The sequence below is a fragment of the Vicinamibacteria bacterium genome (assembly GCA_035570235.1).
Taxonomy (GTDB): domain Bacteria; phylum Acidobacteriota; class Vicinamibacteria; order Fen-336; family Fen-336; genus DATMML01.
The window spans coordinates 38,073-62,708 of sequence record DATMML010000091.1 but is presented as its reverse complement, the minus strand read 5'-3'; the positions used below and the strand labels follow the sequence as shown (position 1 = coordinate 62,708).

The following is a 24,636-nucleotide window of genomic DNA, read 5'->3' as shown; positions in this document are numbered from 1 at the left end:
GTTTCTACCCGCGCCGCGACCGCGGAGGGAGACCGCCCGACCATGCCGGGGCTGAGCCGCCGTGAGTTTGTGAAGGCGGGGGTGGCCCTGGGCGCGAGCCCGCTCCTGACCCGAGCCCCCACCGTCCTTGTTCCCAAGCCGACGCGCCCGGTGGTGGTCTCCTCCGCCAACGGGAACAAGTTCAAGAACGGCGGGCCACGCACCTGCGTGCAGGAGGCCTTCGAGCGGATCACGCGCGGCGAGGACGTGCTGGACGCTCTGATCGCGGGGGTCAACATCGTAGAGCTGGACCCCGAGGACGACAGCGTGGGCTACGGCGGGCTCCCCAACGCAGAGGGCGTGGTCCAGCTCGATTGTTGCTGCATGCATGGGGGAGGAAGCGCGCGGGGGGAGTGGCCGCGCTCGAGGGTGTGCGTACCCCGTCCCGGGTGGCCCGGCTCGTGATGGACGAGACGGACCATCATCTGCTGGTCGGTGCGGGGGCCCAGGCTTTCGCCCGCGGCCAAGGCTTCACCATCGAGCCCGACCTCAACACCGAGCACTCCCGCGCGCTCTGGCGGGAATGGAAGCGGAGGACAGACCCCGAGCACTACCTCGATCCCGCCCGCCGGTCCGAGGAGTCCCACCGCGTGAGCCTGCAGATGATGGCCGAGGGCCTCCTCGACCCCCTCCGCTACTGGGGCACCATCAACTGCAACGGGGTCAGCGCGGGGGGGGAGGTGGCGGGGGTCACCACCACCAGCGGCCTGGCCTTCAAGATCCCGGGCCGGGTGGGGGACTCCCCCATCCTGGGGGCGGGGCTGTATGTGGACGGAGAGGTGGGGGCGGCGGGCTCCACCGGGCGCGGCGAGGTCAACCTCTATAACCTCTCCTCCTACCTGATCGTGGACCAGCTCCGCCGCGGGGCCCATCCCAAGGACGCGGGGATGACCGCGCTCCAGCACATCAAGGAGAACACGGTGGAGAGAAGGCTCCTCAACGGGGACGGCCATCCGAGATTCAACGTCAGCTTCTACGTCCTGAACCGGTTGGGAGAATACGCGGGGGTGAGCCTCTATAGCAGCTGGGGGGGCAAGCCGCTGTCCTTCGCGGTCTGCACGGAGAGGGGTCCGGAGACCCTTCCCTGCGAGGGCCTCCTGGGCGAGGCCCCCCGGGAGTAGCGTGGAACCGCCCACCCTGGAGGCGATCCGCGCCACCCGCGCGCGGCTGGGCGACCACGTCGTCGTGACCCCCGTGCGCCTCTGGCAAGACGGCGCCCTCGAGCGCGCGGTCGGCTCCGGGACCCGGGTGTACCTCAAGGAGGAGCTCTTTCAGCGCGCGGGGAGCTTCAAGCCGCGGGGCGCCCTGGCCGTCATGCTGGACCTGACCCCCTCCGTCCTCTCCCGCGGCGTCACCGCGGTCAGCGCGGGCAACCACGCCATGGCCGTGGCCTACGCCGCCCGTGCCCTCGGCACCACGGCCAAGGTCGTGATGATGAAAACCGCCAACCCCTTCCGGGTAGACGCCTGCCGGGAGCTGGGGGCGGTGGTGGAACTCCAAGAGGACGTGCACCGAGCCTTCGCGCGCGCCAAAGAGATCGAGGCGCAGGAAGGGCGGACCTTCGTACATCCCTTCGAGGGGCCCTTGACCGCGCTGGGGACGGGCACCCTGGGCCTGGAGCTCGTGGAGCAGGTGCCGGACCTGGACGCGGTCTTGGTTCCTATCGGCGGGGGCGGGCTGTGTGCGGGGGTGGCGGCCGCGGTCAAGCTGGCCCGTCCGCGCTGCCAGGTCTTCGGGGTGGAGCCGGAGGGGGCCGATACCATGCGCCGGAGCTTTGCCGCCGGCTCCCCGCAGGCCATCGACCAGGTGCGCACCATCGCGGACAGCCTGGGGGCGCCCTACGCCGCCCCCTATAGCTTCGGCCTCTGCCGGCGCTACGTGGACGACCTGGTCTTGGTCGACGACGACGCGCTGCGGCGGGCCATGCGTCTGCTCTTTGCCTCCGCCAAGCTCGCGGTGGAGCCGGCGGGAGCGGCGGCCACGGCCGCCCTCTGTGGCCCCCTCCGCGACCGCCTGAACGGCAAGCGAGTGGGGGTCATCGTCTGTGGCGCCAATATCGACCCCGCCACCTTCAGCGCCCACCTCGCCGCCGCTGGTTGACCGCCCCTCCCGCGCCCTTCCCTGCGAAGGGGGCGGTGTATAGTGGGCGCTTCATGTCCAACCCCTCGGATCGCCTCTTCACCGGCAGCTTCTTCATCATGTGTGGGTTCACCTTCACCGTCTTCCTCTCCGCGTTCCAGCTGCTGCCCACCGCCCCCTTCCGGATCCTCGAGCTCGGAGGCAGCAAGCTGGCGGCCGGCCTCTTCCTGGGCCTGCTGACCTACGCCTCCGCCCTCTCCGCCCCCTTCACGGGGGCCCTCGCGGACCGCATCGGCAAGCGCCGCATGCTTGTGCTCTGCAGCCTGGCCATCACCGGCTTCTCCGTGGCCTACGGTCTCAGCACAACTTACGTCGTCCCCCTGGGCCTCGTGTTTTTCCACGGCCTCTTCTGGTCGGGGCTGCTCTCCGCCTCCTCCGCCTACATGACGGACGTGATACCGGAAACCCGGCGCGCGGAAGGCATCGGTTATTGGGGCATGTCGAGCATGCTCGCGGTGTCGGTGGCCCCCAGCCTGGGGCTCTGGGTCTTCCACCGGGGCTGGGGCTGGCTCTGCGCGATCACGGGAGCCCTGAACCTGGCCATGGCCATCATCGCCACGACCCTGCCCGAGACGAGCGTCTCCGCCTGGCACAGCCACGAGAAGTTCTTGAGCAAGAACCTCGTGGAGTGGCGGGTGCTTTCCGTCTCCCTGGCCCTCTTCCTCTACTCGTTCGGCTACGGGGGGGTGACCAGCTTCGTGGCCCTCTACGCGGAGGCGAGCGGGATCTCTCCCCGCGGAATCTTCTTCACCACCTTCGCGATTGTGGTCATCGCCACCCGGCTGGCCTTTGGCCGCCTGGCTGACCGCGTGGGCCACCGGAAGGTGTTCCTGCCCTGCCTGGTCTTGATCGTCGTCGGCTTCATCCTCCTGGCCTGGACCCGGACCTTTTGGGGGATGGTCCTCTCCGCGGCCGTCTTCGCCACCGGTTTCGGGAACGCCTATCCGGCCTACGCCGCCCACGTGACCCGCTACGTGGCCGCGGCCCGCCGGGGCGCGGCCTTCGGGGGGATCGTGGCTGCCTTCGACACCGGGATCGGGACGGGCTCGATCTGCACGGGCTGGATCATCCAACACTTCGGTTTCCGGCCCGCATTCGCGACCGCGGCCACGCTCTCCGCGCTGGCCATGCCCTATTTCCTGTTTGCGGAAGGGCGCTGGCTGCGGCCGCCCACCGAAGCCTGAGCCCCTAGCCCTCCCCCGGGGTCCAGAGCCAGGCCGCGCCGCGCACCCCGCTGCTGTCGCCGTGGAGGGGGGCGAGGAGGGGGGTGTCCAGGCGGTCGGAGAAGCCGTGCCTCTGCCACCGCCGGGGCACGTTCTCGTAGAGCCGGCCCAGCTTGGACATCCCGCCTCCCAGAACGACCGCGTCGGGATCGAGGATGTTGATGAGGACGGCCAGGGCGCGGGCCATCCGGTCCTCGTAGCGCTCCAGGGTCGCGCGGGAACCAGGATCGCCGGCCTCCGCGCGGGCCGCGATCTTTGCCGCGTCCAGGGCCTCGCCCGTTGCCTCTTGGTGGTCGCGGGCCATCCCCGGTCCCGAGAGGAAGGTCTCCACACAGGCGGTCTTCCCGCAGTAGCAGGAGGGGCCGGGCCACTCCCCTTCTTGCGGCCAGGGCAGCGGGTTGTGGCCCCACTCCCCGGCGATGGCGTTGGGACCGGTGAGGATCCGGCCCTCCACCGCGATGCCGCCGCCGGTGCCCGTGCCCACGATCACCCCGAAGACGACGCGGGCGCCCCTCGCCGCCCCGTCGACCGCCTCCGAGAGGGTGAAGCAGTTGGCGTCGTTGGCGAAGCGCAGAGACCGTCCGAGCCTTTGGGTGAGGTCCTCGACCAGGGGCTTTCCGTTGAGCCAGACCGAGTTCGCGTTCTTGACGAGGCCGGTGGCGGGGGAGATGGCCCCCGGCATGCCCACCCCCACCGTGGCCCGCCCGCCGAGATCGCGTTCGAGGGCGCCCACCAGGCCGACGATGGCGTCGAGGGTGGCCGGGTAGTCGTGGCGGGGGGTGGGGATCCGGCGCCGGCCGAGCACCTGCCCCTCAGCGCCGAGGGCCAGGGCCTCGATCTTGGTGCCCCCCAGGTCCACGCCGATCCGCATTCAGGCCTTGGGGAAGGACAGCACCGTCGCCCCCCGGGGCTCGGGGCCCACGAACTCGTTCATGAGGCGGGCAAAGCGGGGGGCCAGGATGAGCTCGTAGGTCGATTCCTTGTCGGGAAACAGCGCCAGGGCCTGGCCCCGGGCCGCCGCCACGAGGGCCTCCGCCTCCGGGCGGGTGAGCCGCCCCTGCGCGAGCACGGCGCAGGTGAGGTCCACAACCGTGCGCAGGCGACGCAGGCGCTGCCCCTCCTCCGCCACCGCCCGCGCGCGCGTTTCGCCCTCGAGGTCGATGCCGGCCTCCCCGATCAATGGATCTCGGCGATCTTCTCCAGCTTCTCGCGCTGTCCGAGCCGGTAGAAGCGGCGGGCTTCGCGGGGAAGGTCGGCCAGGCGGGAAGGCCGCAGGAAGCGCGCCTCCAAGTACCCGCAGTAGCGGTAGGCGAGCGCGCTGGCCGCCCGGTAGCGCTGCGCCCGCTCCGGGCTGAGGCCCCCGGCCAGCCGGTAGTTCCGGAAGAGGCTCTCCCGCAGGCGCGAGGAGACCGCTCCCTCGTTCTGCAGGGAGAAGAAGAAGACGGCCGTCAAGTACTTGTCTACCTCCCCCTGCAGCTCCAGCTCGAGCTCCGTGACCGAGCGCGCGCGGCGCGCGCAAAAGAGAAGATAGAGGAAGTGGCTGACCTCTTCGGTCAGGACGCAAAGAGGGTCCAGGTTGGTGGCGTCCAGGTGAATGCGCGGGTCCCGACGCGCGAGGCCCTCTCCCACCGAGTCCTCGAAGATGACGCCCACCGCCACCTCGTCCCCTTCCTGGGTGAGCAGGGTGCGGCTGCCCCCCCCCGGCAGGTGGGCCGCGTCCGCGGAGGGGATCAGGAACTCGGTGACCGGGGCCTCGGGCTCGAGGGCGTAGAGCGATTCCAGCCGCCGCTGGACGTCCACGAGCAGGCCGGCGGGTATGGCCACGCTCAATGGAGCCGGCCCTCGCCGGGCAGGAGGGGCGTGATCCCGCGCTCGGCGAGAAGGGCCGCCGCTCGGCGGCTCCCGGTCTGGAGCCAGCGCTCGTAGAGCCGCAGCAGGGAGGCGGGCGTGCTGAGCTGGCTCGCCTCCGAGACTTCGGAGAGGACATCGGCGAACAATCGGAAGCGGCCGGCGAGCTCGGAGAAGACCGCGGGGCCGAAGCCGCGGGCCTGCTCGTGCTCCCGGCTCAGAGAAGCGTAGGCGCGGCCCCCCAGGGCGCAGTAGTAGCTGGCGTCGGCCACCCGGCCGTGGAGGCTGTCCGCGAAGAAGCCGGAGACGAAGAGCGCGGTGTCGCCCATGGCCCGGAGGAGCCGGGCCCGCTCGTGGCGCGAGGCCGCCAAGGCGCGCAGGTACAGGAGGGCGAGGGGAGTCTCGTCGTAGCCGGGCTCGCGGCCGGGCAGGATCTCCCCGCGCAGGCAAGCGGCCAGAAGATTGACCAGGTACGACTCCGTGAAGGCTGAGGTGGCGACCCTCTGGTGATCCATCGCCTTCAGAAGCTGCTCGCGGAAAAACTCCACCGGGGTCTCGCCCTGCACGAGCTTCTCAGGCATCGCCCTGCTCCTCGCGCCTCACCGGGCGCCTACCCCTCACGATGCACGAACCGTGCGAGCACTCGGGTACCCCCAGTGCCAGGCAATAAGTGACTGTAGAACAATCACTTAGGGCCAAGCGGCGGGATCATCCCGGCTTCCGGACTCGCTCCCCCGCGTCACCTCCCGTGACAATCTCCGCCCCTGGGCGAGTCCAGTCCCGTCCCAGCAGGCGAGCGTGATCCACCATGAGGCAACGGTCCATGACCACGGTGACCCCGGCTTCGGCGGCCCGCCGGGCTCCCTCGTAGTCGATGCAATCGAGCTGCAGCCAGAGCGCGGGAGAGCCGGCGGCGAGGACCTCGTCCACAACCTGAGGCAGGGTCTCGCTTCGCCGGAACACGTCCACGAGGTCCACGCCTCGCGGGATCTCTTGCACGCTCCGGTACACGGCCTGGCCCAGGATCCGCTCCTCGCGCGGGTAGACGGGGACGACTTCGTATCCCCGCTCCATCAGGTAGCGCGCGACCCGGTTCGAGTCGCGATGGGGTTTGGGGGAGAGGCCCACGATGGCGATCCGCCGGAGGCTTTGCAACAGCCGGCGAAGGACGTCGTCATCCGGGTTCCGGAAAGGTTCCGCCATCTAGGCCTTGGATTCCTGGACCGGATGCTAGCATGACCTACGGACGCGACGGGTCCGTTCGCTTGTCCGCTCTCGAGGGTCCGTCCCTAGCGGGGGCTGCCGGCGGGAGGCGCGGGTGGGGACGGGGAGGAGGGGCGCGCGTCCGGGCCCGCGATGTAGCCGATGGCGCCGAGGTCCTGCAGCACGTCCTTGTCCACCTCCGGGCGGCCGGGGTCGGCGGCCACCCTTCGGGCTTCCGTCTCGTAGCTGGGGATGGTCTTCACGGGAAAACGCCTGAGAAACCCGTCCTCGAAGGCCTGGCGCAGCACGGTGCCGTCCATGTCTGCCGCCACCGGCTGCCCCATGGCATAAAGAATGGTGGGGGCGATGTCGAAGATCACCGCTCCCGACAGGCCCTGACTCCGCTTCACCCCTGGTCCGGCCAGGAAGAGGACCCCGTCCGGCGGCGCCTGGGCCGGGTTGGCGTGGCTGTAGGCTCCCTGGAAGAAGCGAAAGCCGTGGTCGGAGCAGACGACGAGCAGCGTCCGCCCATCCAGCCGCCCCAGATACTTCGCGATCGTGCGGTCCATCGCCTCGTAGATGGGCGCCATGACCCGGGCGAACTCCCGGTCGACACGCGCCTCCGCCTCGGCGTCAAACGTCCCCGCCTCCTCGCGCCGCACGGCCTCCTCGTAGAGCCGGGGGTCCAGATAGTGGTCGGCGAGGTGGCTGGTGACATCCACCAGGCGGAAGTAGGTCGAGAAGACCTGCACCGGCTGATGCTCCCAAAGGTAGTCGCTCACGCGGTCGATCGTCATGTCGTGGGCCACGTAGAAGCCGTAGGCCTGGAGGATGCTGCGGGTCGTGGTGATGGGGACGGTGGCGTCCTCCTCCCGCCACTGGGGGATGCCGAGCCGGGTCATCTCCGGGACCACGTCGTCGGGGTAGTAGAGTCTCAGGGCGTTCAGGCCCGCGAACAGCGCCTGCGGGTGCACGGTGCTCGGATCCGAGCGGGCCTTGAAGGCGTTGCTCACGATGTAGCCGTTCGCGATGGGGGAGGGTGGGTAGGAGACCCACCAGTTCAGGGTCCCCGTCCGGACGCCGCGCTCGGAGAGGATTTCCCAGTACGTCTTCACCCGCCGCTTGCGGTCCGAGTAGGGCACGGTCAGGCCGGCCTGGTTCACATAAGTCCAGTCGATGATTCCGTGCTTGAGCATGGTCTTGCCGGTCGAGATCGAGGTCCAGAGGATGGCGCTCTTGGTGGGATGGGCCGACCGCAGGGGGCCGTAGGCCCCGAGCTCGATCAGCCGCTTCATGGCGGGCAGCCGACCCGCCTCCAGAAGGGGCCCGATCAGGTTGGGAGCGGCGCCGTCGAAGCCAAGCAGGATGACCCGCTCCACGCGGGGGGAATGGACGGAGGACCAGAGCGCCCAGGCGGCGGCGGAGACGGCCAGGAAGGCCGTCGCCGCCCACAACGCTGATCGCGGCCCACGGGTCATGGGATCCTCGTTTGACTCAAGGGGCAGGACTGCCCGACCAGCGGGATGGCGGGGGGGCGGCGCCCGAACTCCCGGCGACCAAACCGAGCCTAGCACGAGCGCTCGCGCAGCCGCAACGCAGGGGGTGTTGTTGACGCGGGAAGGCTTGGGCGCTTAGCCTTCGGAGGGCCGGCTTAGGAAAGGAGCTGATGAACCCGAAGTGGATCTGGCCGTTCGCGGCCGCGCTGGTGACCGTCGGCTCCTTCCCCGGCTGCGCGGCCCGCCCCCTTCCCGAGACCCGGCTGCGGAAGCCCAACGTCCTGCTCGTGGCCCTCGACGACATCGCGCTGCGGCTCGGAAGCTACGAGCCGGGCGTGAAAACGCCCCACCTCGACCGCCTGGCCGGACGGGGACGCCGGTTCGACCACGCCTACCGTCAGTACCCGCTGCGCGTGCCGGCCCGGGTCTCTCTGCTTCTCGGCCGGCGCCCGGAGACGACCCGCATCTGGGGCGACCTCGAACCCGGGGACCCGTGGCCGGGATCGGCACCCCTCCCCGACCAGTTCCGGAGCCAGGGCTACTTCACGGCCCGGGTGGGCCGCTTTCTCGGCCCTCCCGGAGACGAGGCCCTCCACTTTGACCTGGCGGAGGAGGCCTCCCCGGACGAGGCCGCGGCGCGGACCGTGCGGATCATGGAGGAAAAAAAGGACGGCCCCTTCTTGCTGATCGTGGGGTTCAACCGGCCCCGCCCCGGCTGGGTCCCTCCCCCGAAGTACTTCGAGCTCTACAATGCCCAGCAACTCCCCCTCCCCCCCGAGCCGACCATCGACTGGGACGGGATCCCGCCCCTGGCCCTGGCTGACGCGGGCGTCGCCCCGCCCTCCCGGTCGGCGCCGCCCCCGCTCCCGGAGGACCAGCGGCGCCGTGCCCTGGCCGCCGAGCTCGCGTACCTGTCCTACCTCGACGCGCAGGCGGGCGCGCTCTTGGAGGCGCTCGAACGGCTGAAGCTCAAGGAGAGCACGGTGGTGGCGGTGGTGGGCGACGATCCCCCCTGGCCGGGCCCGCCCCTGCCGCGCCCGGACCTGCTCCTCGAGGATGCCCTCAAGGTCTCGCTCATCGTGGCCGCCCCCGGCCTTCGTCAGCCGGGCGCGGCCAGCGGGCAGGTGGTGGAGCTCATCGACCTCTACCCGACCTTCCTGGATCTCGCTGGCCTCCCTGCCCCCCCCGGGATCGAGGGCGCGAGCCTCCTGCCCGCGCTCCGCGACCCTGGGCGGGCCGTGAAGTCATCCGCGCGGTCCAGCGTCCGGCGGGAAGCGGGGCCCCTCGGGCGCAGCGTGCGCACGGACCGCTACCGCTACACCGAGTGGCCGGACGGCAGCCGGGAGCTGTACGACCACAGAGCCGATCCCCACGAGTACACCAACCTCGCCCGGTCCCCCGCGCACGCGGCGGCCCTGCGCGACGCGAAGGCCCTGCTCGACGCCGGCCCGCGGGCGGCCGCCCTCCCCGCGCCTCCCGGCCCCGCCCCCGCCCTGTCCGCCCCCTTGAACGTTCTCCTCATCATCGTGGACGACTTGAACGTCCGCCTCGGCTGCTATGGCTACGACGTGAAGTCGCCCAACATCGACCGTCTCGCCCACGTGGGGCGCGCCTTCCATCATGCCTACTGCCAAGTGCCGTCCTGCAGCCCGTCGCGGACTTCCCTCATGACTGGCTGGCGTCCGGAGCGGACGGGAGTCTGGGACAACCTGCAGATACCGCGCGACAAGCTCCCGGGGGCGGTCCCCCTCCAAGAGCACTTCCAGGCCCAAGGTTACTTCACGGCCCGCGTCGGCAAGATCTACCACGGCCCCTTCGAGGATGAGTTCCGCTGGGCGCTGGCCGAGCACACGCCCTACCTGCCCGGGGACGAGGCCAACGAGCCCCCGCCCAGGAAGGAGCGTCTGCTGGCGGGGGGGAGCTCCCTGGCCTGGACCGCCACCGACAACAAGGATGAGGACGAGCCGGACGGACGCACCGCCCGCCGGGTGGCGGGCCTCATCGAGGCCCACCGTGGGAAGCCGTTCTTCATCGCCGCCGGCTTCAACAAGCCCCACATCCACTGGGTGGCTCCCCGCCGCTACTTCGACCTCTACCCGCCCGGGCGCATCCTCCTCCCCCCCGAGCCGTCGGACGATTGGAAGGACATCCCCGAGATCGCCATTGCGCGCCATCCCCCCCGCTGGCCGGGGGCGTTCCTGACCGGCCCCGTGGAGGCCCCCGACGACGACCTCCGCCGCCGGGCCACCGCCGCCTACTATGCCTGCGTCTCTTTCGCGGATGCCCAGGTCGGCGTCCTCCTGGAGGCGCTGGACCGGCTCAAGCTCTGGGAGCAAACGGTGGTCGTGCTGCTGAGCGACCACGGCTTCCATCTCGGCGAGCACACCGGCCTCTGGCGGAAGAACACCCTCTTCGAGGAGTCGCTCCGCGTCCCCCTCATCATCGCCGCGCCCTCCGTCCGGGAGCCCGGCTCGCCCAGCGAACAGCTGGTGGAGTCGGTCGATCTCTACCCGACCCTGGTCGAGCTGGCCGGCCTGCCGCGGGTCGAGGGCCTGGAGGGGGTGAGCCTGCTCCCTCTCCTCCAGGACCCGCGGCCGCCGGTGAAGCGGGCGGCCTTCTCGCTCGTTCCCCGCCAGCCCCCGGAACTGGGGCGGAGCCTGCGCACCCGGCGCTGGCGCTACACCCAGTGGCCCGACGGCAGCGAGGAGCTCTACGACCTTTGGGGCCAGGGGGGCGCTTGGCGATCTTTCCTGGCGCGGCTGCTCGGCCGCAACCCGCTCCGCAACCTGGCCGGCGACCCCGACCACGCGGCCACCCTGGAGAAGCTCCGCAAGCGGCTGGAGGGGGGCCCCTAGTTACTGCACGAAGGTGACTTTGTTGATCTCGCGCAGGGTGGTGACGCCGGCAAAGACCTTCTCCAGCGCGGAATCGCGGAGGAAGGTCATCCCCTCCTCCCGCGCCGCTTGCTTGATCTCCGCGGCCGGGCGTCGCTCCAGGATCATCTGCCGGATGCGGTCCGACATGTCGAGGAGTTCGGCCACCGCCGTCCGGCCCCGGAAGCCCGTCCCTCCGCACTCCTCGCACCCGATCGACTCGTGGAAGGCCTGGTCGTGGTAGATGTCGGGGTCGAGGCCCGACTCCCGAAGCTGGGGCTCCGCGATCTCCGCCTCCCGCCGGCAGCGCATGCACAGCACTCGCACCAGGCGCTGGGCCATGACGCAGTTGAGGGCGGAAACGAAGTTATAGGGCTCCACCCCCATGTGGAGGAAGCGGCCGATCACGTCGAATACGTTGTTGGCGTGCACGGTGGTGAAGACCAGATGGCCGGTGAGGGCGGACTGCACCGCGATCTGCGCGGTCTCGGGGTCGCGGACCTCCCCCACCATGATCTTGTCGGGGTCATGGCGGAGGATGGAACGCAGCCCCCGGGCGAAGGTGAGCCCCTTCTTCTCGTTCACCGGCACCTGGGTGATCCCCGGGATCTGGTACTCCACCGGGTCCTCGATGGTGATGATCTTGTCCTCGGGGGTGGCGATCTCGGAGAGGGCGGCGTAGAGGGTGGTGGTCTTGCCGCTGCCGGTGGGGCCGGTGACCACTACCATCCCGTAGGGCTCGGTCACGTACTTGCGCAACTTCCTCAGATCGGCCTCGGAGAAGCCCAGCACGTCGAGGCGCAGGCGCCGGAAGGCCGCGTTCAGCGACTCCTTGTCCAGGATCCGGATGACCGCGTCCTCCCCGTAGATGGAGGGCATCACGGACACGCGGAAGTCGATGGTGCGCCCCTTCACGCGCAGCCGGAAGCGTCCGTCCTGGGGAACGCGTTTTTCCGCTATGTCCAGCTCGGACATCACCTTGATCCGGCTCAGGATCGTCTCGTGGTGCCGCTTGTCCAGGGGCTCCAGGGCCGGGTAGAGCACGCCGTCGATGCGGTACTTGGCCAGCACCTCGCGGTCCTTGGTCTCGAGGTGGATGTCCGATGCCCGTCGGTCGATGGCCCCCAGAATGAGGGAGTCCACCAGGCGCACGATCGGGCTCTCCGTGGGCCGGCCGCGGTCGTCCACCGCGTCCGTCTCGTCGTCGGCCACGAACTGCAGGCGCAGGCCCTCGCTGGCCTGCTCGAGCAGGATCTCGCCCCCTCGGTGGCGGCGGAGGAGCGCGGCCACCCGCTCCGCGGGCGCGACCACCGCCTCGAGCGGCCGCTCGAGCAGGAACTCGAGCTCGTCGACCCTTGAGAGGTCCTCGAGGTCGCCGAAAGCCAGGATGAGGCGCGCCCCCTCCCTGCCCACGGGGGCGCAGCCGAAGCGCACCAGCAGCTCCAGGGGCGCCTCTGACCAGAGGGCGGGATCATCCGGGACCCCCTCCAGAGGCTCGAAGGGAAGGCCCAGGGCCCGGGCCTGGGCGCGGGCCCTTCCCCAGTCCCCGGACGTCAGCCCCGGCTCGGCGTCGGCACGCAGGGGCACCGCGAGCTCGGCCATCGATCGGATGGTAGCATGAGCGACCCGGCCCGAGACCGCCGCCTTCTGCCGGGAGCCCGGCCTCAGCGCATCATTTCCGTGAGGGCGCGCGTGGCGTCGAGCTTGGGGTAGTCGAGCCACAGGAGCCGAGCGAGGGTGAAGGCGATGTCCTCCGGGCCGCAGGGCTCGGGGTAGGAACCGGGCTTGATCGCCGCCCCCAGGAAGACGAGGGGGACGTGGCGGTCGTAATCGTAAGCGGTTCCGTGGCCCGTCCCTCCCGTCCTGTCCCCGACATAGACGTGCTCTTTCACCCGCGACACGATGTGGGGGCTGCGCGGCTCGAAGAAGGCGTTCTGGAAGAGGGGGAAGAAGGGATCGTCGGGGGGCGCCTCCCCGAGCAGACGGGCATGGGTGTAGACGGCGGCGATGGCCCCCGTTCCCAGAAGGGCCTTCTCGATCGTGGCCTCCACCTCCTCCCGCCGCAAGCCCTGGCGGCGAAGGGCGGCAAGATCGAGGTAGAAGTCGGGGCCATCCGCGCTCGCGACGAGGCCTTTGGCTCTCGGGAAGCGGGCGGCCAGAGCCTCGCTCACCGCCTTCTCGAAGACCCCGGGGGGGACGCGGCGGGCGTCCACCCCCCGCGCCTGGAGCACCTCCACCAGGGGCAGGACGCCGTGGTCGGCGGTCAGGACGAGAAGCGTGCGGTCGGGGCCGACCCGGGCCTCGACCGCGTCCAGCAGCCTTTGCAGGGTGAGGTCCAGCCTCAGCATCTGGTCCATGAGCTCCTGGCTGTCGGGCCCGTAGGTGTGGCCGATGATGTCGGTGGCGGAGAAGCTGATGGCGAGCACGTCGGTCGCCTCGCGGACGCCGAGCTCATGGCCGGCCATGGCGGCCAGGCTCAGGTCAAGGGTGACCTCGTCCGCGAAGGGCGTGCGCCGAAAATCCTCGTAGAACTCCCGCGACGGGGGCATTCCCCGGATCCGGTGGGGGAACACCGTGTCCTTGCCGTCCCACTCGCCCTTGACGTCGTCCTCGCCCGCGAACTGCCGGTAGACGCTTTCGTCGCTGAGCAGGCGGTTCCAGGTTCCACCCCCGTGGGCGTCCACCGGGTGCCTCTGGTTCCACGCCTCGAGCCAGGCGGGAGGGGTGGACCGATAGTAGGTGCTGGTGACGAAGCGTCCGCCCTCCGTCTCGTACCAATAGGCGCCGTCCGCGCGCGGGCCGGCGGGGAGGATGGCCCCCCGGTCCTTGAGCGACACCCCCACCACCCGCGAGGCCGGGGAGCGAAGCTTGAGGAAGTCACCGAAGGTGAAGCCGATGAAGTTCGCGGGTGAGGCCCCCCGCCCCGAGCCCCCCACCGTGGACACCACGGGATCGTCCACCACGTTGATTCGTTGACCGAGCAGGGCGTCGAACCAGGCATTGGCGATCACGCCGGAGTGGCTGGGGTGCCGACCGGAGAGGATGGTAGCGTGGCCGGGGCCGGTCTCGGTGCAGGCGTGGGCGTAGCGCGCATTCGTGAAGACCGCCCCGCGGTCGAGCAGCCTCCGGAAGCCGCCCTTGAAGAGGGGCCCGAAGCGCGTCAAATAGTCGAAGCGCATCTGGTCGATGGTCAGCACGAGGACCAGCCGGGGCCGGATGGGTGGCGGCTCCGCGGGCAGCCGACCACCGGGGGCGAGGAAGAGGAGGGCGGCGAAGACGAGCAGGCGGCGGGGATGGTGATTCACGCCCGGGAGTCTAGCCCAAGAGCCCCTCCCCGGGCCCCTGCCCCGGCCGGGCTCCGTCACGCCGCCGTCATCGGTCCCGCCGCGCTCAGCGAAGCCGTCGCGACCCGGCGGGGGGCTCCTCCGCGTCGGCGGAAGAGAGCGGGGTGGGGCCGAGGCCCGCCCCCGCGCTCAAGGCGTCGAGAAGCCTGGCGGCGCGCCGCCGGCCCGAGATGGAGGCCTCGAGCTGCTCCTGTAAGAAGCCCCGCGTGATCGTGGCCTGGCGGGCGGTGACGGTGTTGTGGGGAGCGTCCCAATCGAGAACGGTGACCTCCACGCCCTCCGCGGGGGGGCCCGAGGCCAGGGCCTGGAGGCGGGGCCTCTGGTCGCTCCACCAGACGGTCAGCGGGCAGCAGTAGACGCTAGGCGATTCGAGGAGCGTGGTGGACGTCAGGGGATCGCTCGGGCTGAAGGGGGGTTGGAGGGCGAAGGGAAGGGCGAACTCCCACATGCGGATGGACCCGAAGCCCCCGGGCGCCCGCGGGGGCACCCCCCGGAGGATGGCCAGACCGCCGCGGGGCCGCGTGTCCAGGAGTCGCTGCATCGCGGCCCGGGCCGCCCGCGAGGCGCGACCCGCAGCGACCCATTCCGCGTCGCACTCGACGAAAGCCACCGCGTACAAGCCGAGGAGGAGGGTGGCCGCAGCCCACCGCCCGGGCGAGGGGCCCGCCCCGCGGGAGGGCAGGACGAGAAAGGCGAGAGCGATCGCCACCCCGGCCGAGGGGAGATAGAGGTGCCGCGGCGTCCGATAGGTCACCACCAGGGGCAATATGGAGATCGCGTACCAGACCACGCCGAAGAAGAGGACGGGGGCCAGGCTCCGGAAATCGCGGGGCCGCCGCAGGAAGGGCAGGGCGCCGCAGGCGAGGAGCGTCCCCGCCACCAGCCCGGCCAGCAGGAGATCGTGCCCCGCGGCCCGCCCGTCGCGGATCAGGGTGCCGAAGGGCGTCAGAAGGTGGACGGCATAGATCGGCTGGTCATGGAGGAACTCGCGCACCGCCTGCCCGGTGAGCAGGTGCTCGCGTCCCAGACTCCCCACCGCCAGCCGCCGGAGGAGTGCGTAGAGGGCCGCGAAGGCGAAGAAGGGGACCACGGCCAGGAGGGCTCGGGCCCGGCCGGCCCCCGCCGACGGCTCCCGCCGGCTCCGCAGGATCTCGTAGGCGCACAGCATCACGGGCAGGGTGAACAGGATCTCCTTGACCAGAAGACCCAACGCCATCGCGAGCAGAGCCAGGACGTAGGCGAGCCGGGAGCCCGAGGCCCGGAAGCGCAGATAGGAGAGGACCGCGGCCAGGTAGAACACCACGGGCAGGGAGTCGGTGCGGCCGGTGACCCAGCAGATCGCCTCCGCATGGACGGGGGCCACCGCAAAAAGGAGCCCGGCCAGAAAGGCCGTCCCCCCCGCGCTCCCCGCCGCCTCGGCCGCGATCAGGAAGACGAGACAGGTGGCCAGGCCGTGCACGATGACGTTCGTCAGGTGGTAACCGACGTCGTTCACGCCCCAGAGGGCCCCGTCGACCCTCCAGAGGAGCCCGAAGAGCGGTCGCCACTCGTCGAGTTGAAAGCCCCAGATCCCCTCCGAGGTGTCGCCCAGGCGGAGAAAGTCCAGGAGCGGCTTGTCGTGGAAGAGCTTCAGGTAGCCGAAGTCGTCGGCCGCCAAGTAGGCTTTGAGAGTGGGGAAGCAGACGAGCAGGCAGATGAGAAAGAGCAGGGAACAGCCGACGAGGCGGCGGCTCAAGGGCGGCTCAGGAACGAGCGCCGGCAGACAGAGCCGCCCGGCGCTCTCCCCGCAGGCGGGCCCATATGCGGGCGAGGGCGAGGACCGTGGCGGTGGCCGCCGCCGTCCGGAACGCCCGCTCGATGTTGCCCTCCTCGTTGTAGGCGGGAAGGACGATGGATAGCGCCGGTCGCATCAACCCGGAAATGGTCTTACAGGGGCCCGGGGCCGTCAAGCCGGGCCCCCGCGGGCGCAGGGGGCAGCCGCTTGTCGACCAAGGGCCGGATGGCCCGCCAGATGGCCTCTGCGGCCACACGGTTGCCGGCCGCGCTCCAGTGAGGATCGTTGTCCAGGTACAGGGGAAACTCCTTCGCGGCCTGGAAGTCGGGGAGCAGGGAAACGACCGGGTAGGGCACGTGGCCGCGCAGCTCGTCGAAATAGCGGAAGGGCTCGAGGGCGTAGGGTCCGAGCCGGGTGTACTCGTGACTCTCCCAGTTGTGGGGTGCCTCCCGCGCGCTGTATTGGTGCGAGCGGGGGAGGAGCACGAAGACGAAGTCGGCGCCCCGCCGCCGGCACCAGGCGTTGATCCTGTCCAGGTTGAATACGAGGGGTGCGAAGAAGGGCCGGGTCTCGGAGAGAGGAGCCTCCGTCACGAAGTAGCGCTTCACGGGAATCCCCCCCACCGTCCAGGACAGGAACCGTTGGTAGGTCTCGGGGGCCAGCCGCTCGAAGGTCGCGAGGGCGATCGGGATCCGGTCGTAGAGGGCGTACAGGCCCCGGCGGTCGAGCATGAGCTGATAGCGGATGTCCTCCGAGAAGTCGGTCATGTCCACGCAGAGGACGACGATCTTGGGCTTGTACTGGTCGCCGATCTTCTCCAGGCGGCGGTAGCTGAGGAGAGGGGAGGAGCTTATCCAGCCGAAGTTGGCCACCTCCACGTCGCGCCCCGGATAAGCGTCGCGGAGGAGCCGCCGCAGGCAGCTGGGAAAGGACTCCGTGGCCTTCACCCCGTAGCCGTAGGTGAAGGAGTCGCCGAGGATGATCAGGTTCAGGCCCTCCGCATGGAAGGCCTCGCTGTCGGGGGTATCACGCAGGGCGTCCGCGTTGAACTGGCGGCTGCCGGTGTCCCGGGGCCAGTGGTCCACGTCCCGGATGATCTCGTACTGCTCGGGCAGAAACGGGTAGGAGAGGAACGGGGGCACCGCGCACTCGACGCCCAGCCACCAGGCCACCGCCGCGAAAGGCAGGAAGCGGCGCCGCTTGGGTACCCCCAGGGTCCACACGACCACGAAGAGGGCGTAGAGGGCGAGCGCGCCCGCGAGGGCGGCGACCAAGACGCTGCGCAGGGGGGTGTGCCCGTACTTGATGGCGCCCACCAGAACGCGGGCCAAGGCGAGGCCGAGCACGATCAGGGCCGTGGTCAGGCTGACGGTGAGGAAGGCCAGGGAGCGCGGCTTCATGCGGGGAGCGGCGCCCCCGGGGCGGGGGCGTTGTTTTCGTGAGCCCGGGGGCCTGATTCCGTCCCGCCCTCCCGGGCCCGGGGGAGCCCCGCCACGAGGGCGGGGAGGCGCGGAGCCCAGAGCACTAGCCGAACTTGACGCTCACGAGCTTGGAGACGCCGGGCTCCTCCATGGTCACCCCGTAGAGCTGGTCGGCGATCTCCATGGTCTTGCGGCTGTGGGTGATCAGTACGAACTGGGTCTGGTCCTTCATGCCTTCCAGCATCTTGGCGAAGCGGCCGATGTTGGCGTCGTCGAGGGGAGCGTCCACCTCGTCCAGGATGCAGAAGGGCGAGGGCTTGTGCTGGAAGATCGCGAAGAGGAGCGCGATAGCAGTGAGGGCTTTCTCCCCTCCCGACAGCAGCATGACGTTCTGGAGCCGCTTGCCCGGGGGCTGGGCCATCACGTCGATGCCGCTCTCCAAGAGGTCCTCCTCGTCGATGAGGGAGAGCCCGGCGGTGCCGCCCCCGAAGAGCCGGCGGAAGATCTCGCCGAAGTGCTGGTTGATGACCTGGAAAGCTTCCGCGAAGCGCTCGCGGGACGTGCGGTCGATCTTCTTGATGGCCTGGTCGAGCTCGGCGATGGACTCCAGCAGATCCTGGCGCTGGGCCACGAGGAAGGTATGGCGCTCCTCCAACTCCTGAGCCTGCTCCACGGCCAGGATGTTGACCGCTCCCATCCGGTCCAGCTTCTCGCGCAGCTCCTGGACCCGCGCCTCCAGGGCAGGGAGGTCCTCCGCCCGGTCCTCCTCGCGGAGGCCGGCGGCCGCCTCCGCCGCGGTCTGGCCAACGGCCTGGTGGCACTCGCGGGCCAGGTGGTCCAGATCGGAGGAGGTTCGGGCGGCCCCGACCTCCAGCTCGGAGAGCGCGTCGCGCAGCAGCTCCCGCTCGCGGCGGCGTTCCTTGAGGCCGAGCTCGCGCCCCTCCAGCTCGTTGCGCACATCGCGCACCCGATCCTCCGCCCCCGCCACCTCGCCCGTCACGCGGTCGCGTTCGACCAGGGCCTCCGCCAGTTGCCGCTCGCCCTCCCGAAGCTCGGCCGCGAGCTGCTCCCCCCGGGCCTCCATCTCCCGGACCCGGTCCCGGGCGGCCGCGATCCGCTCCCCGAGCTCGGTGTGGTCCTGTTCCAGACGCCGGCCCTCGGCCTCCGCCGCGGCCAGGCGCTCGCGAAGGGCGGCCAGAGTGCTCCGCGCCTCCGACCAGCGGGCCTGGGTGGCCTCCGCCGCGGCCCGTGCTTCCACCACCAGCGTAGCCAGGCCTGCCAGGCGCGAACTGCCCTCTTCCCGCTCCGCCTCTGCGGCCTGGAGCGCATGCTCGATCTCGGCCATTCGGACGGCGGCCGCGCTCTGCTCCTCCTCGGCCTGGCTCCGCTCCGTCTCCAGCACGGCCGCCTTGCGGTCGAGCCGCACTCCCTCCTCCTCCGCCGCGGCCGCGTCGCGGCGGACCACCACCAGCTCCTTCTCCGCCGCGTGGATGCGCTCGTCCAACCGGCGCGCCTCCTCGGCTGCGGCCTCCGCGCCCCCGGCCTCCCTCGCCTCTTCGCTGCGGGTAGCCGCGAGTAGCGCCTCCAGCTCCCCTTGCCGGGCCGTGATCTCGCGGATCTCCCGGCGCGGGGCGAGCAGCCCCCGGACGTCGCGGCCGCCCTGGACCAAGGACCCCCGAAGCGTCTCCCCGACCAGGGTTGCGCAGGCCACCCCCCCGTGACGGGCCGCGATCTCTAAGGCGTCCTCCAGGCTCTCGACCACGAGGGCGTCGGGCAGGGCGGCGTGAATGGCGGCGGCGTGAGGGCCGGTCACGCGGTAGTGGTCGCTCAAGAGACCGCGCACCCGCGGCTCCTTTTCCGCGATCTCGCGGAGGGGGCCGCCCGGCCGGGCCGCCCCCGCCGTGGCCAGGGGCAGGAAGGTGCCGCGGCCGGCGCCCGCCTCCTCTAGGTAGCGGATGCCGCGGAGGGCATGGGAGGCGTCGGGGGTGAGCACGGCCTGCAAGCTGTCGCCCTGGAAGGCCTCCACCGCGCGCTCATGGGCGGAGTCGGTCTCGAGGGCATCGGCCACCACCCCCAGCACCTCGATCCCGGCCGGTCCCGCGAGCAGTGCCCGCGTGCCCTCGTCGAAGGCGGAGTGCGTGGCCACGATCTCTTCGAGCGAGGCCCGCCGGCCGGCCAGGCTGTCCCGGTCGCTCTGCTGGAGGTCGGCCTCGTGGGCCCGGGCCTCGGCCCGCGCTCGGGCCTCGCCCGCGCGCCGGGCCGCGTCGTCCCTCTCCCGAAGGAACCCGGCCCGGAGGGACTCCGCCTCCTCGCCCAGGATGCGGGCGCCCTCCCGCAGCTCGACGACCCGCGCCTGCTCGCGCTCCAGCTCCTGCCGCTCCGCCGCCAGTTTGAGAAGATCGGTCCCCGCCCGCTCCGCCCGCGCGGAGACCGACGCGCGCGCATTCTGGAGGGCGGCGGTGCGGCCCATGATCCCCACCTGGCCGTCGCGGGCTTGCTCCTGCTTGGCCTCGAGGGCGGCTTGGTGGGCGGCCGCCTCCTGAACCGCCGCCTCCGCCGTCTGTGTATCCTGCTCCGCCGCTTGCCGCTCGGCCCGCAGCCGGCTCTCTTCCCCCCGCCGTACGAGCAGCGCCTCCGCGAGCGGGCCCACGCGGGCCTCCAGCTCGGCCGCTTCCACCGCCGCCTCCGCGGCCCGGGTGCGCGTCTCGGTAATCTGCTGCTGGCAGTAGCCACTCCGGCTCTGGTGGCGGTCTACGGACAGGGTCAGCTCGTGGAGGCGGTGGCGGACCGCCTCCAAGCGGGCCTCTTCCTCGTAGAGGGCATGGCGGCGGGCTTCGGTGTGGGCCTCCTCGGCCTCGAGGGCGATGGTAACCGCCTGCTCGCGCTCGGCCTCCACCCGCCGGCGCTCTTCGAGGCTCTTGGCCCGCTCCTGCAGGTCGAGGAAGCGGCGGCCGAAGAGCACCCGCTCCACTCCCTGCATCTCCTCGCGCACGACCCGGTAGCGCCGGGCTTTGCTCGCCTGCCGCTTCAGGCTCTCTAGCTGCTTCTCCACCTCGTGGACGATGTCGTTGACGCGGAGGAGGTTCTGCTGGGCGGCCTCCAGCTTGAGCGAGGTCTGGCGCCGGCGCGCCTTGTACTTCGTGATCCCGGCCGCCTCCTCGATGAGGGCCCGCCGGTCCGCGGGCTTGCTGGAAAGGATGAGCCCGATCTTGCCCTGCTCGATGATGGAGTAGGCCTTGGAGCCGAGGCCGGTGTCCATGAACAGCTCGTGGATGTCCCGCAAACGGCAGACGTGCCCGTTCATCAGGTATTCGCTCTCGCCGTTGCGGTAAAGGCGCCGGGTCACGACGCATTCGGGGTTGCCGTCGGGGCTGGTGCCGTTCAGGCCCGAGACCTTGAGGTTGACCTCGGCCATGCCCAGGGGCTGGCGCGACTGGCTGCCCGCGAAGATGACGTCCTCCATGGCGGCGCCGCGCAGGCTTTTGACGCTCTGCTCACCCAGGACCCAGGAGATCGCGTCGGAGATGTTGCTCTTGCCGCAGCCGTTGGGGCCGACGATGCCGGTCACACCGGCCTTGAAGGACAGCTCCTGCCGGTCGCAGAAGCTCTTGAAGCCGATGATCTCGACCGTCTCCACGCGCATCGAAGCCAATTCAGACCCCTAGATATTGTGAACTACTGGCACTGTAGCACAACCGGCAGGGGTGAGTGCAAATCATTCAGCCGAAAGCCGCTACCTGGACCGGCACTCCGCTGAAACCCGCATTCCCGCAGAGGGCGTCGACGAGGCGCTCGTCGGTCAGGTCGTTGAGGCTCACCCCGGGGGTGGCCCTGGCCACGGTCAGGCGGGTTCCCTCCCGGTCATGGCCCCACCCGTGGGGCAGGCTCACCACCCCCGGCATCATGGCCTCCGTGACCTCGAGCGGAGCCACCACCGAACCCGCCCGGGAGGTGACGCGCACGCGCCGGCCGTTCTCCAGACCGCGGTCGCGGGCGTCCGCGGGGTGCATGTAGAGGGTGCAGCGATCGCGGCCTTTCGTAAGGCGCGGGCTGTTGTGCATCCAGGAGTTGTTGCTGCGCAGGTCGCGGCGGCCGATGAGACGCAGTCCCGTCGGCCTCGGGGCGGCCAGGGCAGTGCGGGCGCGCGCCACGTCTTCGACCAGCCGGGAGGGCGCTAGGTCAATCCGCTTCCCGCGCGTGTAGAGGCGGTCGGGCAGGCAGGGCTCGAGGGCCCCCAGGTCGATCCCGTGGGGAGCCCCTCTCACCGCGCTCAGGGTCAGGCCCCGGCGAAACGGCAGCCAGCCCGCGCCGTAGGGTCCGTCGCGGAGGAGGAAGGCCACGACACCGTCGGGCCCGATGGCCTTGAGAAGCGCGCGCTTCAGGGCCGGGCGGAGCCGCCGCCCGTCGCGGGCCACCTCCAGGGCGGTGGCAAGATCGAGCAGGATCTTCCAGTCCTCCCGCGCTCCGGTCGCGGCCGGGAAAAGGGCGGGGGAATACTTGGCGGTGTTGCGCACCGCGAGGGCGTGGAACACGAGGTCGTAGTTCGCGTGCTCAAGGGCGAACGTGGGGGGCAGGATGAGGTGCGCATGGCGCGTGGTCTCGTTCAGGTACACATCGATCGAGACCATGAAGTCCAGCCCTTTGAGGGCGCGGTCGAGCCGGGCTCCGTTGGGGGCGGAAAGGACGGGGTTGCCCGCGCTCGTCACGAGGGCGCGTATCTGGCCCGGGCCCGTGGTCTCGATCTCCTCCGCGAGCACGGCCAGCGGCCACTCGCCGCCGAACTCCGGGAGGCCGCGAACGCGGCTGCGCCCCTTATCGAAATGCCCGCGCTGGCCGATCCGGTCGGCGAAGGCCACAATGTCGGCGGCGGGGCGCGCGAACATGGCGCCCCCCGCGCGGTCGAGGTTGCCCGTCACGATATTGAGCACGTTGATAAGCCAGCAGCAGAGGCCGCCGAACTCCTGGGTGGAGACACCGACCCGGCCATAGGCCACGGCGGCGGGGGCGGCCGCGAAGTCCCGGGCCAGCACGCGGATGGCCCGGGCTTCGATTCCCGTGTGCTCGGCCACCGCCTCGGGGGAGAACGGCCCCACCGCTTCCGCCACCGCCCGGAGCCCGTCCGTGAGGGGGAGGAGCCTCCCCTCCCGGATCCGTTCCTCCTGGAAAATCACTTGGAGCAGCGCGAGGAGCAGGAAGGCATCGGCGCCGGGCCGGATGGGGAAGTGGCGGTCGGCGAGGGCGGCGGTTTCCGATCGACGCGGGTCGACGACCACGATGTGTCCGCCGCGGGCCCGGAGGGCGCGGAGCCGCTTCTCCACGCCGGGAGCGGTGAGGAGGCTGCCGTTGGAGGCAACCGGGTTGGCGCCCAGGATGAGCAGGAAGTCCGTGCGGTCGAGGTCGGGGACGGGCAAAAGGAGTTGGTGTCCGAACATCAAGTAGGAGGCCAGCATGTGGGGGAGCTGATCCACGGAGGTGGCGGAGAAGCGGCTGCGCGTGCCCAGGCTCTTGAGGAGGAGCTGGCCAAAGAGCAGGGAGCCGTAGTTGTGGACGACCGGGTTGCCCTGGTACACGGCCACTGCGTTCCGCCCGTGGACCCGTTGCACCGCGGCCAGCCCCTCCGCGGCCAAGGACAGGGCCTCCTCCCAGCCCACCTCCTCCCAGGTCGCCCCCGTCCGGCGCAGCGGCCGACGCAAGCGGTCGGGGTCTTCGTGAACGTCCTTCAGGGCCACGGCCTTGGGGCATATGTGGCCTTGGCTGAAGGGATCCTCCTTGTCCCCCCGGATGGCGAGGATCCGGGGGCCCTCCACATCAATGGCGATGCCGCACATGGCCTCACAGAGGTTGCAGGTGCGGAAGTGGGTCCGCGTGTTGGCCATGGGTGCCTGCGGCTATGGTGTCACACCGGGCGCCGTCCTGTCAGCGCTCTTCCGCGCGGGATAGGGATAGAATCGTGGCCAGGAGGAGGACTCAGGAATGCCCGTCGGCCTCAAGTATCCGATCAAGGTGAGTCTGGACCGGTTGTTCCTCGATCCCAACAACCCGCGCCTGGCCAACGAGCACCGGCCGGGTTACACAAACCCGGGCACCTTCTTCGAAGACGGGGTGCAGGCGGAGCTGGAGCAGCAAATTCGCAAGAAGTACAGGGTGGGGGCCCTCATCAACTCCATCCTGGGCATGGGCTGGACGCCCGTGGACGCCATGCTCGTTTGGGAGCCGCCCCCGACCCCCGGTCGCTACTTGGTGGTGGAGGGCAACACGCGGACGGTGGCCCTCCGCACGATCCGCCGCAACTACGAAAGGGAGAGGGCGCGGCTGGCCCGGGCCCGCGACCACCGGAGCCTGGACCCCGGCCGGGCGCTGGACCAGGAAGCGGTGGTCGCTCGTTACGACCGCGTGATCGCGGCGACCGACGAGCTGGAGGTCCATCCCCTGGCGGCCCGGGACGAAGGCGAGCTCGGGGAGTTGCTGCCCCGCTTGCTGGGGGTCCGCCACATCACCCACGCCCAGCAGTGGAAGCCCTACGCCACCAACCTCTATATCTACTCGCTCTACCTGGACCACTTCCACGCCGCCTGCGGTGACGTGCCCCTGCGGCTCGACGATGCGATCCTCGAGCAGGTCGCCGGCCTCGTCAGCATCTCCCTCTGGAAGGCTCGACGGTCCATCCAGACCGCGGTCGCCTTCAGCCACTTCCGGGATGGCTTCGAGGGCCGTCTGCCCGAAGGGGAGGGCTTCGGGGACCAGGACCAGGGCTATTTCCAGCGCGTCCTGGAGCCCGGCTACGCGCGTCAGCGCTTCGGCTTGCGGGAAGAGGACCTCTGGCTTCGTCCGGAAATGGAGGAGGTGCTCTTTCGATGGGCCTTTGCCAAACCCCGGAGCGGCGCCTACGGGGCGGAGAACCGCAACGTGCTCCGCTCCGGGGACGACATCAGCCTCTGGACCCGCATGGCCCGCTACGACGATCAACACAAGACCGGCTTCGCCCAGCAGCTCGACCCCGAGCGGCCGGAGGAGGCACGGCCCATGGCCGAGCTGGAGCTCGATTACCTGGCCCACCGCAATCAGCAGTCGCCCCTGGAGGCGATCCAGGGTCTCCTCCGCACTCTCAAGCGGGTGGAGGTGCAGACCCTGCGCGCGCAGCGTTCGGAGATTCGTCCTGCCATCGAGGAGTTGCTGCGCCTGGGCCAGGACTTCCAGGCCATCCTGAACGCCATCGATTGACCTTGACGCTGGCGCCGGCGGGGGCCTACGATCCCCGGGCGAAGCGGTCCCCGGC

17 protein-coding genes and 1 pseudogene are annotated in these 24,636 nt (G+C 70.7%); 5 read left to right on the top strand and 13 right to left on the bottom strand.

Going from position 1 to position 24,636, the window contains the following annotated elements:
- Positions 1-42 precede the first annotated feature (42 nt).
- From VN461_16675 to VN461_16665, 3 genes and pseudogenes are all read left to right on the top strand, one after another.
- A pseudogene (locus VN461_16675) lies at positions 43-1,160 on the top strand (N(4)-(beta-N-acetylglucosaminyl)-L-asparaginase).
- A 1-nt stretch (position 1,161) separates the two neighbouring features.
- On the top strand, positions 1,162-2,139 hold the full coding sequence (locus VN461_16670; protein ID HXB56410.1) for a threonine/serine dehydratase: 978 nt from the start codon (positions 1,162-1,164) through the stop codon (positions 2,137-2,139).
- A gap of 53 nt (positions 2,140-2,192) precedes the next feature.
- Entirely contained in the window at positions 2,193-3,362 is a 1,170-nt protein-coding gene (locus VN461_16665; protein ID HXB56409.1) for an MFS transporter, read from the top strand.
- A 4-nt stretch (positions 3,363-3,366) separates the two neighbouring features.
- Here the strand turns inward: VN461_16665 and VN461_16660 are convergent, their stop codons facing one another.
- The 6 genes from VN461_16660 to VN461_16635 all read right to left on the bottom strand — a co-directional run bounded on the left by VN461_16660 (position 3,367) and on the right by VN461_16635 (position 7,930).
- Positions 3,367-4,272: an ROK family protein gene (locus VN461_16660; protein ID HXB56408.1), complete on the bottom strand. Its 906-nt coding sequence runs from the start codon at positions 4,270-4,272 to the stop codon at positions 3,367-3,369.
- Positions 4,273-4,581: a hypothetical protein gene (locus tag VN461_16655; protein HXB56407.1), complete on the bottom strand. Its 309-nt coding sequence runs from the start codon at positions 4,579-4,581 to the stop codon at positions 4,273-4,275.
- Positions 4,578-5,231, bottom strand: a complete 654-nt coding sequence (locus VN461_16650; protein HXB56406.1) for a hypothetical protein — start codon at positions 5,229-5,231, stop codon at positions 4,578-4,580. Before VN461_16650 ends, VN461_16655 begins: the two co-directional genes overlap by 4 nt.
- A complete protein-coding gene (locus VN461_16645) occupies positions 5,228-5,830 on the bottom strand; it encodes a hypothetical protein (GenBank protein HXB56405.1) in 603 nt (200 codons plus the stop codon). Before VN461_16645 ends, VN461_16650 begins: the two co-directional genes overlap by 4 nt.
- 127 nt (positions 5,831-5,957) lie before the next feature.
- Positions 5,958-6,452 (bottom strand): CoA-binding protein, encoded by a 495-nt coding sequence (locus VN461_16640; protein ID HXB56404.1) that lies wholly within the window; start codon positions 6,450-6,452, stop codon positions 5,958-5,960.
- Positions 6,453-6,538: 86 nt separating this feature from the next.
- The gene (locus VN461_16635; GenBank protein ID HXB56403.1) at positions 6,539-7,930 is read right to left on the bottom strand and encodes an alkaline phosphatase family protein; all 1,392 of its coding nucleotides are present in this window, start codon (positions 7,928-7,930) and stop codon (positions 6,539-6,541) included.
- 188 nt (positions 7,931-8,118) lie between these two features.
- Here VN461_16635 and VN461_16630 point away from each other — a divergent pair, with 188 nt between their 5' ends.
- A complete protein-coding gene (locus VN461_16630) occupies positions 8,119-10,803 on the top strand; it encodes a sulfatase-like hydrolase/transferase (protein ID HXB56402.1) in 2,685 nt (894 codons plus the stop codon).
- Here the strand turns inward: VN461_16630 and VN461_16625 are convergent, their stop codons facing one another.
- The 7 genes from VN461_16625 to VN461_16595 all read right to left on the bottom strand — a co-directional run bounded on the left by VN461_16625 (position 10,804) and on the right by VN461_16595 (position 23,236).
- The gene (locus tag VN461_16625; protein ID HXB56401.1) at positions 10,804-12,423 is read right to left on the bottom strand and encodes a GspE/PulE family protein; all 1,620 of its coding nucleotides are present in this window, start codon (positions 12,421-12,423) and stop codon (positions 10,804-10,806) included.
- A gap of 62 nt (positions 12,424-12,485) precedes the next feature.
- The gene (locus tag VN461_16620) at positions 12,486-14,126 is read right to left on the bottom strand and encodes an alkaline phosphatase family protein (GenBank protein HXB56400.1); all 1,641 of its coding nucleotides are present in this window, start codon (positions 14,124-14,126) and stop codon (positions 12,486-12,488) included.
- Between the two features lie 85 nt (positions 14,127-14,211).
- Positions 14,212-15,900, bottom strand: a complete 1,689-nt coding sequence (locus tag VN461_16615) for a hypothetical protein (GenBank protein HXB56399.1) — start codon at positions 15,898-15,900, stop codon at positions 14,212-14,214.
- 7 nt (positions 15,901-15,907) lie between these two features.
- Positions 15,908-16,075 (bottom strand): hypothetical protein, encoded by a 168-nt coding sequence (locus tag VN461_16610; GenBank protein HXB56398.1) that lies wholly within the window; start codon positions 16,073-16,075, stop codon positions 15,908-15,910.
- A 16-nt stretch (positions 16,076-16,091) separates the two neighbouring features.
- On the bottom strand, positions 16,092-17,339 hold the full coding sequence (locus tag VN461_16605; GenBank protein ID HXB56397.1) for a hypothetical protein: 1,248 nt from the start codon (positions 17,337-17,339) through the stop codon (positions 16,092-16,094).
- Between the two features lie 124 nt (positions 17,340-17,463).
- Complete coding sequence (gene smc, locus VN461_16600) at positions 17,464-21,003, bottom strand: chromosome segregation protein SMC (protein ID HXB56396.1); 3,540 nt, start codon at positions 21,001-21,003, stop codon at positions 17,464-17,466.
- 76 nt (positions 21,004-21,079) lie between these two features.
- On the bottom strand, positions 21,080-23,236 hold the full coding sequence (locus VN461_16595; protein ID HXB56395.1) for a molybdopterin oxidoreductase family protein: 2,157 nt from the start codon (positions 23,234-23,236) through the stop codon (positions 21,080-21,082).
- A 97-nt stretch (positions 23,237-23,333) separates the two neighbouring features.
- Here VN461_16595 and VN461_16590 point away from each other — a divergent pair, with 97 nt between their 5' ends.
- The gene (locus VN461_16590; GenBank protein HXB56394.1) at positions 23,334-24,581 is read left to right on the top strand and encodes a hypothetical protein; all 1,248 of its coding nucleotides are present in this window, start codon (positions 23,334-23,336) and stop codon (positions 24,579-24,581) included.
- Positions 24,582-24,636: the final 55 nt, after the last annotated feature.

Coding starts and splice junctions, on each gene's coding strand:
- VN461_16610 (HXB56398.1), bottom strand. CDS start 16,075: ATGCGACCGGCGCTATCCATCGTCCTTCCCGCCTACAACGAGGAGGGC.
- VN461_16605 (HXB56397.1), bottom strand. CDS start 17,339: ATGAAGCCGCGCTCCCTGGCCTTCCTCACCGTCAGCCTGACCACGGCC.
- VN461_16660 (HXB56408.1), bottom strand. CDS start 4,272: ATGCGGATCGGCGTGGACCTGGGGGGCACCAAGATCGAGGCCCTGGCC.
- smc (HXB56396.1), bottom strand. CDS start 21,003: ATGCGCGTGGAGACGGTCGAGATCATCGGCTTCAAGAGCTTCTGCGAC.
- VN461_16590 (HXB56394.1), top strand. CDS start 23,334: ATGCCCGTCGGCCTCAAGTATCCGATCAAGGTGAGTCTGGACCGGTTG.
- VN461_16665 (HXB56409.1), top strand. CDS start 2,193: ATGTCCAACCCCTCGGATCGCCTCTTCACCGGCAGCTTCTTCATCATG.
- VN461_16640 (HXB56404.1), bottom strand. CDS start 6,452: ATGGCGGAACCTTTCCGGAACCCGGATGACGACGTCCTTCGCCGGCTG.
- VN461_16625 (HXB56401.1), bottom strand. CDS start 12,423: ATGGCCGAGCTCGCGGTGCCCCTGCGTGCCGACGCCGAGCCGGGGCTG.
- VN461_16630 (HXB56402.1), top strand. CDS start 8,119: ATGAACCCGAAGTGGATCTGGCCGTTCGCGGCCGCGCTGGTGACCGTC.
- VN461_16635 (HXB56403.1), bottom strand. CDS start 7,930: ATGACCCGTGGGCCGCGATCAGCGTTGTGGGCGGCGACGGCCTTCCTG.
- VN461_16595 (HXB56395.1), bottom strand. CDS start 23,236: ATGGCCAACACGCGGACCCACTTCCGCACCTGCAACCTCTGTGAGGCC.
- VN461_16645 (HXB56405.1), bottom strand. CDS start 5,830: ATGCCTGAGAAGCTCGTGCAGGGCGAGACCCCGGTGGAGTTTTTCCGC.